This is a genomic window from Myxococcus sp. MH1, from assembly GCF_059738865.1.
On record NZ_AP026947.1, the window covers coordinates 8,164,614 to 8,181,439 of the forward strand.

Sequence of the window (16,826 nt, forward strand, 5' to 3'; positions counted from 1 at the left end):
GTGAAAGGGGCGTCCTCTTACGGCTTCGGGCTCCCGCTCCTCTCGGACGCGGGGCTCGAAATCTTCACCGCCACCCAGCCGGGCCGGGCCCGGTTATCCAGGTGAATGATCTCCGCTGCAAGCCCCCTCGCGCTCAGTTCGCGACGAACACGGGCCAACCGCTGCAGCTTGACCTCGGAATCTCCTTCGCCTAGGCGCACTTCCTGGCCAGACGCGGCCACCAGTGTCACCTCCCGCCCTTCCATCCGCACCTCGGACAGCCGCTCGGGCTTGCCCGGGGACGCGCTCGTGTAGGCCCGCGCCACCTCCAGCGCCGCCTGGAACCGCTGGCGCGCCACCTGCGGGTCCGCCACGTACCCGTCCCTGTCCACCCCCGTCACCAGCGGCAGGTCCAGCCCGTCGCCGGGCGTCACCCGCTTGAAGGGCTCGCCCTCCTCGTCCAGCACGTACAGCTCGCCCAACACCGCCAGCGCCTCCGGGACATGCTCGGACACCTGCACCGAGACCCGGTTCGGGAAGCGCCGCGTCACCTCCACCTTCTTCACCCACGGGTGCTGGCGCATCGCGCGCTCCAGCGCCCCCGTGTCCAACGTCCAGAGGTTCTGACCCTTCGTCAGCGCCGCCAGCCGCAAGAGCTCCACGCGCGAGGCGCGCTCCAGACCGGTGAAGGACACCGCCGCCAGCTCGAAGCGGGGCGACGACAACGCCCACTTGCGCGTCTCCACCCCACCCCACACCAACAGGCCCGTCGTCAGCGTCAGGGCCAGCACCTTCACGACGCCCGGGCCCTTCGAACGCACCGCGCTCTTCACCGCCTCATTTCGCTGGGCGGAGTCTTGACGGCGGCGGTTTTTGCTTCGTCCGAAGGCCATGGTGAGGGAACGGTGTCACGCATGCTGCGCGCGGATGGATCTCCACGCCAGTTTTTGGCAACAGCCACGTTGCTGTAGCGCGTGAAACACCCCTGAGGAAACAAGGCTCCCGCCCCAAGCGGGCCCCTGGCGAAGGGCGGCGGACCTTGATCTTCAAGCGGCTGGATTTCAAGGGGACTTTTATCAAGCCCGCGCGCGGAAGCGTCAGCGGGTGAACTCACGGCGAGAACCGGAGCTTTCATCCCCGCCTCGAAACGCCCGCCGCCCTCCCGCGGCCCGACCGGACGGGCTCATCCGGGAGGGGCCCCCGTCCTCGTGGACTTCGACACGGTGTCCCAGCACCGGGCGGGCGGGGCGGGCCCACCCGGTGGCGGACCTCACAGCCGGGTGCTGGCCTGGAGCACGGTGACGCGGTCCTCGACGAGCTGGTGCCAGGTCAGGCGATAGGTGCCCGCCTCGAAGTCCAGCGTCGCGCTGTCGTACTGAACGCCGGTAGAGGTCTCGCCCGGAGTGGCCCCCGCGTGGAGCGGGCCGGTGCCCACCGCGTAGGACAGGCTCAACAGGCCCGCGTAGCCCCAGGGCGACGCCGCCACCGCGCCACAGCCCTTGTCGTCACAGACCATGCGGCCCTCGTTGGCGTTTGCGGGGCGGCTGCTCGCCGCGACATGCACCCAGTCGGCGCCGTCCCAGCGGAACCACGCCTTGCCCGTGTGCAGGCGAAGGCCCTGGGGAGACGGGCCCACCAGCGCGTAGCCCCCCTGCTCCGGGATGTGGGTGAAGCGGAAGCTCCAGGTCTCGCCGTTGAAGGCCCGCCAGCCAATCTGGTCGGAGAATCCCTCCACCATCATCAGCGTGTCGCCGTGGACGACATACCGCGCGTCGTCGATGTGGGCCGAGCTCCCGTAGGTGTTCTGGAAGATGCCGCCCAGGCTCACCCTCGCGAGGAAGTCGATGAACCGGCGCGCGGACACCACGAGCTGACCGCCCACCGCGTCGACATCGAGCCGGTCGAGCTGCCGGTTGTTGATGGTGTCCGCGGGAAGGGTGGTCGCCGCCGCGGACCATGACAGGCCATCCGCGCTGTAGGAGGTGCGCACGTTCGCAATGCCCCACGCGACGAGGAAGCCGCCGCCGCTCTGGTCCATGTCCAGGTGGAGCTGGGTGGCCGTCACGCTCTCGAGCAGGACGGCGGTGCCCAGTTGGTCGTCCTCGTAGCTCACCACGCGCACGTCCAGCTTCCCGCCCGTGGCCGGCTGCTGATAGGCGACGACGCTGCGGCCCTCGTGGCGAGCGACACGCGGCTTGCGCGCGGGACGGGCCACGTGCACGGGCTGCCCCCAGGACGTCCCGTCGTATTCGGCGAGGAAGACGCTCCACTCCCCGGCGTCGAACTGCTCCCAGGCCGCCACGCCCCGCCCGTCTGGCAGGAAGTCGATGGAGCTCACCCCCACCGTGCCCGTGGCGGCGGGCGCCGCGAGCGGCCGGGGCTCGGCCCACTCGCCCGCCCCTTGGTACGCGCGCACGGAGAGCTGTCCGGGCGCCGCGAAGACCACGCCCTGTCCTGAGTCGATGGGAATGAACGAGGCACGGCCCGCCGTGGAGTCGCGCAGCAGGACCGCGGGTCGCCAGCCCTGGAGCGTGAGTGCTGTGCCCCACACCTGATGGTTGGTGGTGGCGCTGCCCGTCTCGGTGAGGACGAGCAGGTCGTCGCCCTGCACGCGCAGGTCACGGACGCGGCTCATCCCCGTCACCACGGTGGCCGTCACCGGCGAGGACCAGGAGCCGCCCGTCTGGGACGTGGCGCGCAGCTGGCTGGTGCTGGCGCTGGCGGTCCACAGCGCCACGAAGTTGCCGTGGCTCCGCGCGACGCCCCACAACGTGCTGACCGAGTTCTCCGCGAGCCGGACCTCCGGCTGCCACGTACTCCCCACGCGGTCCGCCGCGTACGGGAAGCCGTTCGCGTGGACGTAGACGGCGGTGACGACCTGTCCGTCCGTGGCGAGCTTCACCGCGTCCGAGTCCGAGGTGGAGATGAGCTCCGCAGCGCTCCACTGCCGCGTGGCGCGGTCGAAGCGCGAGAACTCCGTGCCCCGGTCGCTCACCCACGCACGGACGAAGGTGTCTCCCACGCGGAGGTAGTCGGCGTCCGCGCGGGACGAGATGGAGCTCTGCACCCACTGGACGCCGTCATAGGTGACGGCGACGCGGGGGTTGGCGCCCGGGGTGGAGGCAATCAGCACCGCGCCGCCGTTGTGGAGGAACGTGGGGCTCGACCCCAGCGTGCCGGTGGCGAAGACCTCCGCCCACTGATTCCCGGAGAGGGCGCGGATGCGATTCGACTCGACCATGAACAGGCGCCCGGCCGCGCTGAACAGGCGTCCGGTGGTGTTGGGCCCGGCGGACGTGAGCGTCGTTCCGTCGAAGGCGACCACGCGCTGGTAGATGCCCGTCGCGTCCGGCCAGGAGATGGCGAAGCGGTTGTCCCAGACGGCGACCTGCGGAACCACCGCCGCCGAGGTGCTCACTCCGAGCAGCCGTGATGCACCGTAGCCGCCGCCGGAGTCGAGCGCCGCGCGCACCTGGACGCCCTCGCCGGTGTCCTCGTTCCAGACGGCCAGCGTGCCCAGGGGGCCGGTGGCGAACACCAGGCCGCCGGGCTGCCCGTGCGTGGCGCCGCTGACCTGCGTGCGCGTGTCCACCGTTCGGAGGGTGTACGTGAAGGGCGCGGCGAGCGTCTGTCCCTGGGGCGTGCGGACGTCCTTCACCGTGGCCGTGTAGACGGTGGCCGGCGCGAACGGCGGCACCGGACGGAATACGGCGGTGCGGGTGGAGGCCTCGTAGTTCACCAGGCCCGAATGCCCCGCGACCGAGAAGGTCGTGGTGTTGACGGAGGCCGGGTCCAGCGGACGGTCGAAGCTCACGCGCAGCGCGCCGTCGCGCGAGACGAAGCGCGCGTCCCCGACGGGCAGCGCGCCCGTCACCTGGGGAGGTGCGGGCTGGAGTTCCGTGACGAACCAGAATGGGTTGGAGCCCATCCACGGGTAGCCGTTACCCGCGAGGTCCTCCACGTCGTCGATGGTCACCCGGTAGCGCGTCTGGTACGCGAGGGGCGAGGTCGGCGTGAAGATGGCTGCCATCCGTCGGTCATCGTAGCGCACGGTGCCGGGCACCTTGCGGACGGGCTTCGCGCCAATCTCGTCCATCTCCTCCAGATAGAAGCGCTCCACGCTCACCGTGGTGGGGCGCAGGGGCTCCGCGAAGATGCCCTCGATGGCGGCGATGCGTACGGGGACACCCGTCGCCCCGTACGCGGGGAAGGTCGATGCGAGGCTCGGCGCTCCGTTGTCCGCGACGATGCTCAGGGTGAACGAATAGCTGAAGCTGCTCGTGAGCGCGTTGCCCGCCAGGTCCTTCGCCTGGGTGGAGAGCGTGCCGGTGACGACGGCGCCCGGCGCGGGCAGCGGGTTCAGCCGGAAGTAGGCCGTTCGGGAGCTGGGCTCGTACGAGATGGCCCCCGTGAGCGGCGCGGCTGGTGAGTCGTCCAGCTTCTGCTCGAAGCGGAGCGTCTCCGCGTTGAGGGTCCGCGGGTCCATCTGCTCCTCGAAGGTGAGCGAGTACACGGGGTAGCCCACCGCCACGTACCGCTGCTGATGCGTGGGTCGGGTGGAGGACACCGTCGGTGCCCTCGTGTCCGTCTCCGCGCCCACGCTGAAGCGGAAGACATAGGGCCCGGGCAAGCTGTTGCCTGTCGTGGTGCGCAGCGCGGTCGCGACCGTCACCGTCACCAGCGTGTCGGCCGCGAAGGTTCGCGCGGGGACGAAGGCCAGGGAGCGCGTGGCGGCGTCATGGGTGACGGCGCCCGCCACCGCCACACCGTTCTCCGTCACAGCAAGGCTCGCGGGTCCCACGGTGGTGTCGTCGAGCGCATCGACGAAGGCCACATGGATGCGCGTGTTGCGAGGCACCTGCTCCGCGTCCTGCATGGGGAGTGTGTAGTCGATGAAGCCCACGCCATCCGACGTGGGCCCGCCTCCGTCCGTCGGCTCCTCTCCTCCGTCCGAGACATGGGCATCGGGTGAACCTCCGTCAGGACTCCCCGCATCCGAGCCCGAGTCGACGACGTCCACCGGAGGGTCGTCGGACTCGGAATCCTTGCAGGCGGTGACTCCCAGCCAGAGGGCCAGGATGAGCAGGACACTGCGCTTCCACGGAGCGTTCGCGTTCATGAGAGGTGGGGGCGCGGTGAAGAACCGACGGGCCACGTTTGCGGACCCAATCCAGCCCCTGCTCAAGAACGGATGGCGCCGAAAAAGTCGCACATTCCATTGCATCTGCCATCACGTCTCGCCTACGCGGAGACTGAGAGTCCTGGGACAGAGGACGTGACGACGCCTCCACTCTCACCACGGCACACAGTGGCGGACGACAGGGGTGGTCGAGGTGGACAGCTCGCGCCGAAGCGAGCGTGCCGGCCGAATCGTCCGAAGTCTTCACGCGCGCGGCATGGGGGCCACGCACAGGACAGTGCGTTCCACCAGGACGTCCGGAGTCGCCGCGTGCATGAAGGAGCGCCCACGCGCAGGCCGACTGGCGGGACCACCTCGGCTCAGTGCCCCGCATCGGCGGGGATGCAAGCAGTGCCTCCAGCGCGTCGCAGCGTGAAGGGAGCAATGCCCACGCGCAGCCCAGCTCAAGGGAGCCACCTTGCGTCAGCGCCCCGCATCAGCGAGGCGCGAGCAGCACCGGCATCCCGAGCCGCCCCCACTCAGGGGGCGAGCCGCTCGCTCAAGCCTTGAGGCATGCACCCACGAGCAGCCGCTCGCACAGCGCCGGGAAGTCGATGCCACGTCCCGCCGCAATCTTGGGCAACAGGCTGGTGGCCGTCATGCCCGGCAGCGTGTTGGTCTCCAGCAAGAACACATCGCCACCCTCGGTGACGATGACGTCCGAGCGCGAGCCACCCGCGCAGCCCAGCGCCCGGTGCGCGCCCAGGCACACCTCGTTCACCCGCGCGTACTGCGCCTCGGGGAGCGGCGCGGGGAAGAGGTACTGCGTGCCAGTCCCCGCCTTGTATTTCGCGTCGTAGTCGTAGAACTCGCGCGCGGCGCGGACCTCGATGACGCCCAGCGCCTCGTCATCCAGCACGCCACCCTGCACCTCGCGGCCCTTCACGAACTGCTCGACCATGAGCGTGCCCGCGTACTTCGCGGCGTCCTTCACCGCGGCATCGTACGCATCCCGCGTCTTGCAGATGTGCACGCCCACGCTGCTGCCCTCGCGGCTGGGCTTCACCACCACCGGGAAGGGGAACGGCAGCGAGTCCCCCGCGGCCAACGCGGACGCCTCGTCCTGGAACGCGCGATACGCGGGCGTGGGAATGCCATGCGCCAGGAAGATCTGCTTCGCGTACACCTTGTCCATCGCCATCGCGGACGCGAGCACACCGCTGCCCGTGTACGGGATGAACATGGACTCGAGCAGCCCCTGGAGGCTGCCGTCCTCGCCGTAGCGGCCGTGCACCGCCAGCCACGCCACGTCCACCTTCTCGGCGACGAGCCGCGCGGGCAGGTCCTTGCCCACGTCGATGTCCACCACGTCGTAGCCCAGCGAGCGCAGCGCGCCCGACACGGCCGCGCCCGTGCGCAGGGACACCTCGCGCTCGGACGACAGGCCGCCGAACAACACGCCCACGCGCTTGTGCTTCAGCTCGTCCTTCGTGAAGGCGCCGCGATTGACTGTCATGGCAGGAAGACTCCCACGCGTTTGACTTCGGGTTTCATGTCGACGCCAGTGGCCTCCTTCACGCGCGTCTGCATCAGCGTGATGAGCCCCAGCACGTCCCGAGCGGTCGCCCCGCCCAGGTTGACAATCCAGTTGGCGTGCAGCGTGGAGATCTGCGCCCGCCCGAGCGTGTGCCCCTTCAGGCCCACCAGCTCGATGAGCCGCCCGGCATGGTCGCCCGGCGGATTGGTGAAGACGCTGCCGAAGTTCGGCTGGCTCAACGGCTGCGTGCGCTTGCGGTACCCCAGGTCCGCGTCCATCGCGACCTTGGACGCCGCCACGTCCCCGCGCGGCAACCGGAAGCGAACCCGCGTCACCACCCCTCCAGCAGGCAGCTCCGAGTGACGGTACGCATGCGGCACCTGCGCCTTCGTCAGCCACCCCACCCCGTCCGGCGTCGCGACCTCGACGGCCTCGACGACACGGAAGGCCTCGCCGTTCTTCGTGCCCGCGTTCATCGCCACCGCGCCGCCCAGCGTCCCGGGGATGCCCGCGAGGAACTCCGCGCCCACCAGCCCCTGCGAGCGCATCACGTTCACCAGCTTCACGATGGCCGCGCCCGCCCCCAACGTGATGAGCCCACCCTCCGGCCCCACGTCGATGAGCTCCGGGAACAAGTCCCCGGGCAGCTTCACCGTGACACCCGGCACGCCGCCATCCCCCACCAGCGTGTTCGCGCCACCACCGAGGATGCTCAAGGGCGCGCCCTCGTCGCGCGCCAGCTTCAACACCTCCACCAGCGCATCGCCAGAGCGCGGCCGCACCAGCACCTCCGCCGCGCCGCCCACCCGGACGCTGATGAGCGGAGCCAAGGGCTCGCCCGCCTTCAGCTCGCAGTCCGGCACCCGCTCCAACCGGAGGGCCAGCGCCGTCTTCACGCCTGCTTCCACCATGACGCGCTAGCCCTTCGTCGGAGCCGCATGGCCGAGCAGGCCGAGCAGGTCCGGACCCACGTGGGTGATGTCACCCGCGCCCAAGGTCAGCACCAGGTCCCCCTCACGCAGCCGGGGCAGCAGCGCCGCCGGCAGGTCCGTGCGCTTGGGGACGAACGTCACGTCGCGGTGGCCGTGCGCGCGAATCGCGTCCGCCAGCGCGTCACCGGTGGCGCCCGGAATCGGCTCCTCACCGGCGGCGTAGACGTTGGTCACGAAGAGCAGGTCCGCGTCGTTGAACGCGGTGGTGAAGTCCTTGAACAAATCGTGCGTGCGCGTGTAGCGGTGCGGCTGGAAGGCCACCACCAGCCGCCGACCGAAGGCGCGCCGGGCGCCCGCGAGCGTGGCCAGCACCTCCGTGGGGTGGTGCCCGTAGTCGTCCACCACGGTGATGCCCTTCGCCTCGCCCTTCACCGTGAAGCGCCGCTGCACGCCGCCGAACTCGGCCAGCGCCGTGCGCACCGTCTCCAGCGGGATGTCCATCTCCTCCGCCACCGCGATGACCGCCAGCGCGTTGAAGGCGTTGTGCGCGCCCACCATGCGCACCCGGAACTCCCCCAGCGCCTCGTCCCGGCGGAACGCCTGGAACGTGGTGGTGAACCCATCCAGGGTGATGCTCTCCAGGCGGTAGTCCGCCATGTGCGAGCTGCCGTAGGTGACGAAGCGCTTCTCGATGCGCGGCAGGAGCGCCTGGACGTTGGGGTTGTCCAGGCACAGCACGTTGAGGCCGTAGAACGGCACCCGGTTGCAGAACTCCACGAAGGCCGACTGGAGCACCTCCAGCGAGCCGTAGTGGTCCATGTGCTCCGGGTCGATGTTGGTGACGATGGAGATGGACGGGTGCAGCTTGAGGAAGCTGCCGTCGGACTCGTCCGCCTCCACCACCATCAGCTCGCTCTTGCCCAGCTTGGCGTTGGAGTCGAGCACGTTCACCTTGCCGCCCACCACCGCCGTCGGGTCCAGGCCCGCGGCGCTCAGCACCGTGGCCACCATGGACGTCGTCGTCGTCTTGCCGTGGCTGCCGGCGACGGCCACCGCGTACTTCAGCCGCATCAACTCCGCGAGCATCTCCGCGCGGGGGATGACGGGAATCTTGCGCTGACGCGCGGTGACGACCTCGGGGTTGTCCTTGCGCACCGCCGAGGAGATGACCACCACGTCCGCCTGGACCAGGTTCTCCGCCTTGTGGCCCTCGAAGATGGTGGCGCCCATGCGCGTCAGGCGCCGGGTGATGTCGCTCTCCTTCAAGTCGCTGCCGGACACCCGGTAGCCCAGGTTGAGCAGCACCTCGGCGATGCCGCTCATGCCGATGCCGCCGATGCCCACGAAGTGCACCTGCGCGGCGTGCCGCGTCTTGAAGAGACTGGGGGGCTTGTTCCTCGTCACGACTCGCTCCTGGGCGCCTTCTTCGCTTCGGGTGTGGCGCGCTCGCGGCCACTGGGGCCCCAGGTCTGCACCATCAAATCCACGCACACGTCGGCCAGCTCCTTCGCCGCCTCCGGACGGCCCAGCAGCGCCGCCTTCTTCTCCATCCCCTTGAGCCGCTCGGGGTGCTCCTTGAGCGTGCGCAGGGTCTCCGCCAGCTTCGCGCCCGTCAGCTCCGACTCCTGGAACATCAGCGCCGCACCCGCGTCCACCAATGCCCGCGCGTTCACCGTCTGGTGGTCATCCGTCGCATGCGGGAACGGCACCAGGATGCTGGCCTTCTTGCACACCGTCAGCTCCGCCAGCGTGGTGGCGCCCGCGCGACAGATGACCAGGTCCGCCTTCGCGTACGCGCTCGACATGTCGTCGATGAACTCCACCACCTCCGCGTCGAAGCCCTTGTCCTGGTAGCCCTTGCGCACCATCTCCAGGTCGTTCTTGCCCGTCTGGTGCACGAAGCGCAGCTCGCCCTTCAGGTCCCCCAGCGAGTCGAGCGCCTCCAGCATCCGCTGGTTCAAGCCCCGCGCGCCCAGGCTGCCGCCGAAGACGAGCACCGAGAAGTGCTCGTGCGCCACGTGGCTGCGCAGGTAGTTGTCCATCAGCTTGCGGCGGATGGGGTTGCCGATGAGCTGCACCTTCTTCTCGGGGAAGAACTGGCGCGCCTCCTCGAAGGCGATGAACACCACCCGCACCACCTTGCCCAGCACCTTGTTGGTGAGGCCCGGCAGCGCGTTCTGCTCCTGGATGGCGGTGGGGATGCCCATCAGCCACGCGGCCAGCACCACCGGCCCGCTCGCGTAGCCACCCACGCCCACCACCACGTCCGGCTTCTGCCGGGCGAGGATGCGGAAGGACTCGATGAAGGCCAGGGGCAGCGCGATGAGCGCCTTGAGCAGGGAGAAGAAGCCCTTGCCCTTGAGGCCCTGCACCTTCACCAGCTCCAGCGGATAGCCCTCGCGCGGCACCACCCGCGCCTCCAGCCCCCGCTCGGTGCCCACGAAGACGACCTCGTTGGCGTGGTGACGCGTCACCACCTCCTCCGCCAGGGCGATGCCCGGGAAGAGATGACCACCCGTGCCGCCTCCCGCGATGAGCACCTTCACGCCGCCACCTCCCTCAGCTCCGAGCCCGACCGGGCGCCCCTCGGCGCCCCCTGCGCGCTGGCGCTCAGCGACAACAACACGCCCGCCGCGCCCATCAGCACCACCAGCGACGAGCCGCCGTACGAGACGAACGGCAGCGTCAGCCCCTTCGTGGGCAGCAGCCCCATGGCCACGCACATGTTCACCGTGGCCTGGAAGGCGATGATGGAGGAGATGCCCAGCCCCAGGTACGTGCCGAACGACTCGCCCGCCGCCAGGCTCGCGCGCACGCCGCGCCACAGGACGATGGCGTAGAGCACCACCAGCACACCCACGCCGATGAGGCCCGTCTCCTCGCCGAGGATGGCGAAGATGAAGTCGGTGTGCGCCTCCGGCAGGAAGAAGAGCTTCTGCCGACCGTCGCCCAGGCCCAGGCCGGACACGCCGCCGGAGCCGATGGACATCAGCGACTCGGCCACCTGGTAGCCCACGTCATGCCGGTGGGCCCAAGGGTCCAGGAACGCCAGGATGCGCTTCATGCGGTACGGGCTGGACGCAATCGCCACGTACGCCAGGGGCAGCGCGAGCAGGATGGAGCCGACCAGGTAGCTCAGCTTCGCGCCCGCGGCGAACAGCAGCACGAACAGCATGAAGACCAGCAGCACGCTGCTGCCGAAGTCGGGCTGCAGCATGCAAAGCATCACCAGGATGCCGCACAGCGCCAGGTGCGGGAGGAAGCCCACGGAGAACGTCGCCACCTTCTCGCGCTTCTTCGCCAGCGAGTAGGACAGATAGACGACCCACGCGAACTTGGCGACCTCCGCCGGCTGCAGGCTGAAGCCCGGCAGCCGAATCCAGCGGCGCGCGCCGCCCGCCGTCGAGCCGATGCCGGGGATGGCCACCAGCACCAGCAGGACGATGGCCGCCAGCAGCAGCGGATACGCCCAGCGCGCCAGCTTGCGCCACCCCACCTTCATCGCCACGGCCATGGCGACCAGGCCCATGCCCGCCGCCGTCACCTGCCGCTTGAAGAAGTAGAGGCTGTCGCCGAGCTTGTCCTGCGCCAGCACCGCGCTCGCCGAGTACACCATCACCAGCCCCATCGTCACCAGGGCCAGCACCGCGCACAGGAGGATGGGGTCGAACCGCACGGGAGCGTTCGACGGAGGAGAGGTCTTCATGCCGTCACAGCGCTCCGACCAGGCGCTTGAAGCCGTCGCCCCGGTCCTCGAAGTTCTTGAACTGATCGTACGACGCACACGCGGGCGACAGCAGCACCGTGTCCCCCGCCTTCGCCAGCTCGCGCGCCTTCGCCACCGCCGCCGCCAGCGTGCCGCACGCATGCACCGCCGCCTGCCCCTCGTAGGCCCGGGCGAGTGCTTCCGAATCCGCGCCGATGGTCAGCACGCCCTTCACCTTGCCCCGCCCCGCCTCCACCATGGGCGCGTACGGCGCGCCCTTGCCCTTGCCGCCGGCAATCAGCCACACCCCGTCCCGGAACGCGCGCAGCGCCACCAGCACCGAGTCCACGTTGGTGGCCTTCGAGTCGTTCACCCACTCCACCCCGTCCAGCACCCGCACGCTCTCCAGCCGGTGGGGCAGGCCCGGGTAGCTGTCCAGCCCCGCCTGCACCGCGTCCGCCGGCACACCGCCCAGCCGCGCCAGGAGCGCCGCCGCCATCGCGTTCTGGGCGTTGTGCGCCCCGCGCAGCGCGCGGTTGTCCAGCCGGTACGACTCGCCCAGGAACTCCAGCCGGAAGCCGCCGTCCTTCGCCACCGCGAGCCCCGCGAGCCTCGGCGCGTCCACCACCGGCCGGCCCGTGACGCTGAAGCCATACACCGGCGCGCGGGCCTGGGCCGCCAGGCCCATGACGGCCGCGTCGTCGGCGTTCACCACCGCGAAGTCGCCGTCGCGCTGGTGCTGGAAGATGCGCGCCTTGGCCTCGCCGTATTCCTGGTGGCTCGCGTACCGGTCGATGTGGTCCGGCGTGAGGTTGAGGATGGCGGCGCCGCGCGGGCGCAGGGACTGGATGCCCTCGAGCTGGAAGCTGGACAGCTCCACCACCAGCGCGTCCCAGTCCGAGGGCGTGAGCGCCGCCTCGCTGAAGGGCCGCCCCAGGTTGCCGCCCACGAAGGTGCGCCGGCCGCCCTTGGCGAACAGCTCCCCGGTGAGCGCCGTGGTGGTGCTCTTGCCGTTGGTGCCGGTGATGCCGAACAGCGGCACGGCGGTGAGCGCGCGCCACGCCAGCTCCACCTCGCCCCAGATGGGCACCCGGGCCGCGGCGGCCGCGCGCAGCTCCGGCAGCGCCAGCGGCACGCCCGGGCTCACCACCACCAGCGCCTGCGACTCCAACAGGCCCGGCGGCGCGGGCACGGTGACGAGCGCGGCCCCCAGCGCCTTCACCTCACGGGCCACGTCGCCCAGGGCTTCCTCGCTGCGAGCGTCGAGCGCCGTCACGCTCGCGCCCTGCCGACACAACAGGCGGAGCGCCGCGACGCCGCTCTTCGCCAGCCCGTACACCAACACCTTCTGCCCGGACAGCGAGAGCGACATGGGAGGCACCACCCCTTGGGGGAATCAGCGCAGCTTCAGCGACAGGAGCGCCACGCCACCACAGAGGATGGAGACGATCCAGAAACGGACGATGATCTTCGGCTCGGCCAGGCCCTTGAGCTCGAAGTGGTGGTGCACCGGCGCCATCTTGAACACACGCTTGCCGGTCATCTTGAACGAGGCCACCTGAATCATCACGCTCAGCGCCTCCGCGAAGAAGATGCCGTGGATGATGGCGGAGACCACCTCGTTCTTGGACAGCACGGCGAGTCCGCCCAGGGCCCCACCCAGCGCCAGCGAGCCGATGTCGCCCATGAACACGGAGGCCGGGTAGGTGTTGAACCACAGGAAGGAGATGCCCGCGCCGACGATGGCCGCGCAGAACACCGCCAGCTCCGCGCCGCCCTTCACCTGGAGGATGCCCAGGTACTGGTACAGCGGCGTGGCCACCAGCTTCGTGGTGCCCCCCACCGTCACCGAGTCCGCGATGCTCAGCGTGGTGCCCGCCACGTAGCAGAGCACCGCGAACGTAATCGCGGAGACGATGGTCGGCACGATGGCCAGGCCATCCAGGCCGTCGGTGAGGTTCACCGCGTTGGACGTGCCCACCACCACCACCCACGCGAACACGACGTAGAACCACCCCAGGTCCAGGTTGAACCAGTGCGAGGGGATGAAGGGCAAGGTCAGCCGCGTGTTGATGAGCAGCGTGGGGCCGAACGAGCCGTCTGCTTGCGTCCACGTGGTGAGCAGGCCGAACACCGCCACCAGGTAGAAGAAGGTCTGCAGCACCATCTTCTTGCGGCCCGCCAGGCCCTTGGAGTTGCGCTTGGACAGCTTGAGCCAGTCGTCCAGGAAGCCGATGAAGCCGTAGCCGAAGGTGAGCAGCAGCACCACCCAGACGACGCGGCTCTTCAGGTCCGCGAACAACAGGGTGCCCGCCGCGATGCAGATGAGGATGAGCGCGCCACCCATGGTGGGCGTGCCCTTCTTCTTCTGATGCGAGTCCGGCGTGTCCTCACGCACGTTGCTCTGCCCGTGCTGCTTGAGCCTGAGCCTCGCGATGAGGCGCGGACCGATGAGCATGCCCAGCACGAGCGCGAAGACCCCGGCGGCGATAATGCGGAAGGTGGGGTAGCGCAAGAAGTTGAGGATGCGCCCCGCCTCCGTGTTCTGGATGAGCTCGTAGAGCAGGTACAGCACTAGTGGTTTCCTCCGGAGGACGTCGGGGTGCCCGTCAACGCGGCCACCACCCGCTCCAGCCGCATGCCGCGGCTCGCCTTCACCAGCACCACGTCCTGGGGGCGCAGCCGCGGCGTCAACCACGCCACCAGCGGCTCCACCTCCGTGAAATGCGCCGCGGCCTCTGCCAGCCCCGCGCGCTTGAAGCCTTCCGCCGAGCGCGGGCCGAAGAACGCCACCAGCGCCGCCTTGCCCGACACCTGCTCGCCCAGGCGCGCGTGCTCCTCCAGCTCGCCCGGGCCCAATTCCAACATGTCGCCCAGCACCGCCACCGCCCGGCCGCCCGAGGGCACCAGCGTGCCCAGGGTCTCCAGCGCCGCGTCCATGGACGCGGGGTTGGCGTTGTAGCAATCGTCGATGACCGTCACGCCGCCCTGCCCGTCCAGCACGTTGAGCCGCCGCGAGTACGGCCGCGCCGCCTCCAGCCCCCGCACGCACTCCTCGGGCGTGTAGCCCAGCGCCAGCGCCACCGCGAAGGCCGCCGTGGCGTTCTGCGCGTTGTGCGGGCCGATGAACGCCAGGCGCACCGGCCACTCGCGGCCCAGGTGACGCACCGTGGCCACCATGCCGTCGCGGCCCTTCGTCTCCACCGACACCAGCCGCACGTCCGCGCCGTCCGTCCGGCCGAACGTCAGCCGGTTCGCCGTGCTGCGCTCGGCCTGCGCGGGGATGAGCGCGTCGTCCGCGTTGACGACGATGGTGGTGCCCGGCCCCATCTCCTGGAACATCTCCCCTTCCGCGTCCGCCACGCCCTGCAGGCTGCCCAGCCCCTCCAGGTGCTCGGGCTGGACGACGGTGATGACGCCCGCGTCGGGGCGCACCACGCGGGTGAGCCGCTCGATTTCACCCGGGCGGTTCATCCCCACCTCGATGACGGCCGCCACGTGCTGGGGCTCCAGCCGGAACAGCGTCAGGGGGACACCAATCTCGTTGTTGAAGTTGCCCTCCGTCTTCAGGGCCGGCCCGCGCGTGGCCAGGATGGCGCCCACCATCTCCTTGGTGGTCGTCTTCCCGTTGGAGCCGCCCACCGCGCAGATGGGGATGCGGAAGCGCTGACGGTGGTGGCGGCCCAGGGCCCCCAACGCCATCAGCGTGTCCTCCACCTCGTACAGCACGAAGCCCTCGGGCAGCGCCGGCAGCGCGCGGCCCCTTCCCACCACCGCGCCCGCCGCGCCACCCCTGGCCGCGGCGTCCACGAAGGCGTGCGCGTCGAAGCGCTCACCCACGAGCGCCACGAACAGGCAGCCCGGGGTGAGTGCCCGCGTGTCCGTGCAGACCGCTTCGAAGGCGGTCGGTCCGGGCCCCAGGCGCCGGGTCGCCCCGGTCGCCTGCACCACCTCTTCGTCGCTGAATCGAGCTGCCATGGGGTGTGAGGGCCCGCCTCGCGCGCCTTGTCTCAGCTGGGTTTGCGGGCGGCCAGCACCGTGGCGGCCACCTGCCGGTCGTCGAACTTGTGCTTCTCCTGGCCCACCTGCTGGTAGGTCTCATGGCCCTTGCCGGCGATGAGCACCACGTCCTCCCCGGTCGCCAGGCCGATGGCCTGCTCGATGGCGGCGCGGCGGTCCGCTTCCACCAGGTAGCCCTTCTCACCGGACTTCACCTTGGCGGCGGAGATGCGGCGCAGCCCCGCCTTCTCCAGGCCCGGCGTCACCTGGGCGATGATGTCGTCCGGGTCCTCCGTGCGCGGGTTGTCGCTGGTGATGACGGCGACGTCGGCGGCCTCCGCGGCCACCTGCCCCATCAGCGGGCGCTTGCCCTTGTCCCGGTCCCCACCGCAGCCGAAGACCACGATGACGCGGCCCTTGGCCAAGGAGCGCGCCGCCTCGAGCGCGCGCTTGAGCGCGTCGTCCGTGTGCGCGTAGTCCACCAGCACCGCGGGCGCTCCGCCCGGGCCGTAGTTCTCCACGCGCTCCATGCGGCCTTCCACCGGCGTCATCCGCTCGATGCCGACCTTCACGTCGCTGCGCGAGAAGCCCGCGCCGATGCCGATGCCCACCGCCAGGAGGATGTTCTCCAGGTTGTGGGGGCCCAACAGCTTGCTCTTGAGCGCGATGTCACCCGAGGGCGTCTTCAGCGTGCCCTTGATGCCATCCAGCGAGAACGTGACGTCCGAGGCCGAGATTTCACCGCTGCCCTGACGGCTGAACTTCCACGCCATCTTCTTCTGGCCGCGCTGCTCGTTGTAGATGCGGCTGGCGTAGGTGTCGTCGCCGTTCACCACCGCGACGCCCGAGGCGGACAGGTTCTCCGCGAAGAGCTTCCGCTTGGACTGGAAGTAGTCCTCCATGTCCTTGTGGTAGTCGAGGTGGTCGCGGCTCAGGTTGCTGAAGCCCGCGGCCTTGAAGGTCAGCCCGTGCACGCGCTCCTGCGCGAGCGCGTGGCTGGAGACCTCCATCACCACCGTCTCCACGCCCGCGTCCACCATCTCCTTGAAGATGCGGTGCAGCTCCAGCGGGTCCGGCGTCGTGTTCGCCGTCGGCACCGTCTTGCCGCCGAACTTGTAGCCCAGCGTGCCGATGACACCCGTGGACACGTAGGCCGCCGCGCTCATCGCCTCCAGCAGGAAGGACGTCGTCGTCTTCCCGTTGGTGCCGGTGACGGCGAGCAACGTCAGCTTGTCGGCCGGACGGCCATGGAAGTTCGCCGCGATGAGGGCCAGCGCCTTGCGCGCGCTGCCCACCTTGAAGAAGGGCACCTGCGAGGAGGGCACCGGCTTCTCGGAGACCACCGCCACGGCTCCGCGTGACACGGCCTCCCCGATGAACTGGGCACCATCCTCCTTGGTGCCGGGAATGGCGACGAACAAGTCGCCGGGCTTCACATGCCGCGAGTCCTGGGTCACACCGGTGACGTCGACCGCGGAACGACCACCCGAGGTCTGCTCGGCACCACACCCTGCGAGGACATCCGTCAGCTTCATCTCTTCCCCTTCTTCACAC

11 protein-coding genes are annotated in these 16,826 nt (G+C 70.0%); all 11 read right to left on the reverse strand.

The genetic code is table 11. The annotated features are described in order from the left end of the window. Positions 1 to 17: 17 nt before the first annotated feature. The 11 genes from AC6JA9_RS32005 to AC6JA9_RS32055 all read right to left on the reverse strand — a co-directional run bounded on the left by AC6JA9_RS32005 (position 18) and on the right by AC6JA9_RS32055 (position 16,807). Positions 18 to 872: a cell division protein FtsQ/DivIB gene (locus AC6JA9_RS32005; protein ID WP_141326182.1), complete on the reverse strand. Its 855-nt coding sequence runs from the start codon at positions 870 to 872 to the stop codon at positions 18 to 20. A 377-nt stretch (positions 873 to 1,249) separates the two neighbouring features. Continuing rightward, positions 1,250 to 5,134, reverse strand: coding sequence for an Ig-like domain-containing domain (locus AC6JA9_RS32010; RefSeq protein WP_497958322.1), 3,885 nt, complete (start codon positions 5,132 to 5,134; stop codon positions 1,250 to 1,252). A 523-nt stretch (positions 5,135 to 5,657) separates the two neighbouring features. Beyond that, positions 5,658 to 6,614 carry a D-alanine--D-alanine ligase gene (locus AC6JA9_RS32015; protein ID WP_141326183.1) on the reverse strand — a complete coding sequence of 319 codons (957 nt, stop codon included), beginning with the start codon at positions 6,612 to 6,614 and terminating at the stop codon, positions 5,658 to 5,660. Then, the gene (gene murB, locus AC6JA9_RS32020; protein ID WP_497958323.1) at positions 6,611 to 7,546 is read right to left on the reverse strand and encodes a UDP-N-acetylmuramate dehydrogenase; all 936 of its coding nucleotides are present in this window, start codon (positions 7,544 to 7,546) and stop codon (positions 6,611 to 6,613) included. The genes AC6JA9_RS32015 and murB overlap by 4 nt, the downstream gene beginning before the upstream one ends. A gap of 6 nt (positions 7,547 to 7,552) precedes the next feature. Further along, the gene (gene murC / locus AC6JA9_RS32025) at positions 7,553 to 8,971 is read right to left on the reverse strand and encodes a UDP-N-acetylmuramate--L-alanine ligase (protein ID WP_223748281.1); all 1,419 of its coding nucleotides are present in this window, start codon (positions 8,969 to 8,971) and stop codon (positions 7,553 to 7,555) included. Further along, positions 8,968 to 10,113, reverse strand: a complete 1,146-nt coding sequence (murG, locus tag AC6JA9_RS32030; protein ID WP_223748280.1) for an undecaprenyldiphospho-muramoylpentapeptide beta-N-acetylglucosaminyltransferase — start codon at positions 10,111 to 10,113, stop codon at positions 8,968 to 8,970. The genes murC and murG overlap by 4 nt, the downstream gene beginning before the upstream one ends. Next, positions 10,110 to 11,273, reverse strand: a complete 1,164-nt coding sequence (ftsW, locus tag AC6JA9_RS32035; protein WP_223748279.1) for a putative lipid II flippase FtsW — start codon at positions 11,271 to 11,273, stop codon at positions 10,110 to 10,112. Before ftsW ends, murG begins: the two co-directional genes overlap by 4 nt. Positions 11,274 to 11,277: 4 nt before the next feature. Continuing rightward, positions 11,278 to 12,645 carry a UDP-N-acetylmuramoyl-L-alanine--D-glutamate ligase gene (gene murD / locus AC6JA9_RS32040; protein WP_497958324.1) on the reverse strand — a complete coding sequence of 456 codons (1,368 nt, stop codon included), beginning with the start codon at positions 12,643 to 12,645 and terminating at the stop codon, positions 11,278 to 11,280. Positions 12,646 to 12,669: 24 nt separating this feature from the next. Further along, on the reverse strand, positions 12,670 to 13,848 hold the full coding sequence (mraY, locus tag AC6JA9_RS32045) for a phospho-N-acetylmuramoyl-pentapeptide-transferase (protein ID WP_046715503.1): 1,179 nt from the start codon (positions 13,846 to 13,848) through the stop codon (positions 12,670 to 12,672). Next, positions 13,848 to 15,251: a UDP-N-acetylmuramoyl-tripeptide--D-alanyl-D-alanine ligase gene (locus tag AC6JA9_RS32050; RefSeq protein WP_408889521.1), complete on the reverse strand. Its 1,404-nt coding sequence runs from the start codon at positions 15,249 to 15,251 to the stop codon at positions 13,848 to 13,850. Before AC6JA9_RS32050 ends, mraY begins: the two co-directional genes overlap by 1 nt. A 32-nt stretch (positions 15,252 to 15,283) precedes the next feature. After that, positions 15,284 to 16,807 (reverse strand): UDP-N-acetylmuramoyl-L-alanyl-D-glutamate--2,6-diaminopimelate ligase, encoded by a 1,524-nt coding sequence (locus AC6JA9_RS32055; protein WP_223748275.1) that lies wholly within the window; start codon positions 16,805 to 16,807, stop codon positions 15,284 to 15,286. Positions 16,808 to 16,826 lie beyond the last annotated feature (19 nt).

Bases quoted from the DNA above. Each gene is read 5' to 3' on its own strand.
- AC6JA9_RS32005 (WP_141326182.1), bottom strand. From the start codon at position 872: ATGGCCTTCGGACGAAGCAAAAACCGCCGCCGTCAAGACTCCGCCCAG.
- AC6JA9_RS32015 (WP_141326183.1), bottom strand. From the start codon at position 6,614: ATGACAGTCAATCGCGGCGCCTTCACGAAGGACGAGCTGAAGCACAAG.
- murB (WP_497958323.1), bottom strand. From the start codon at position 7,546: ATGGTGGAAGCAGGCGTGAAGACGGCGCTGGCCCTCCGGTTGGAGCGG.
- ftsW (WP_223748279.1), bottom strand. From the start codon at position 11,273: ATGAAGACCTCTCCTCCGTCGAACGCTCCCGTGCGGTTCGACCCCATC.
- murD (WP_497958324.1), bottom strand. From the start codon at position 12,645: ATGTCGCTCTCGCTGTCCGGGCAGAAGGTGTTGGTGTACGGGCTGGCG.
- AC6JA9_RS32050 (WP_408889521.1), bottom strand. From the start codon at position 15,251: ATGGCAGCTCGATTCAGCGACGAAGAGGTGGTGCAGGCGACCGGGGCG.
- AC6JA9_RS32055 (WP_223748275.1), bottom strand. From the start codon at position 16,807: ATGAAGCTGACGGATGTCCTCGCAGGGTGTGGTGCCGAGCAGACCTCG.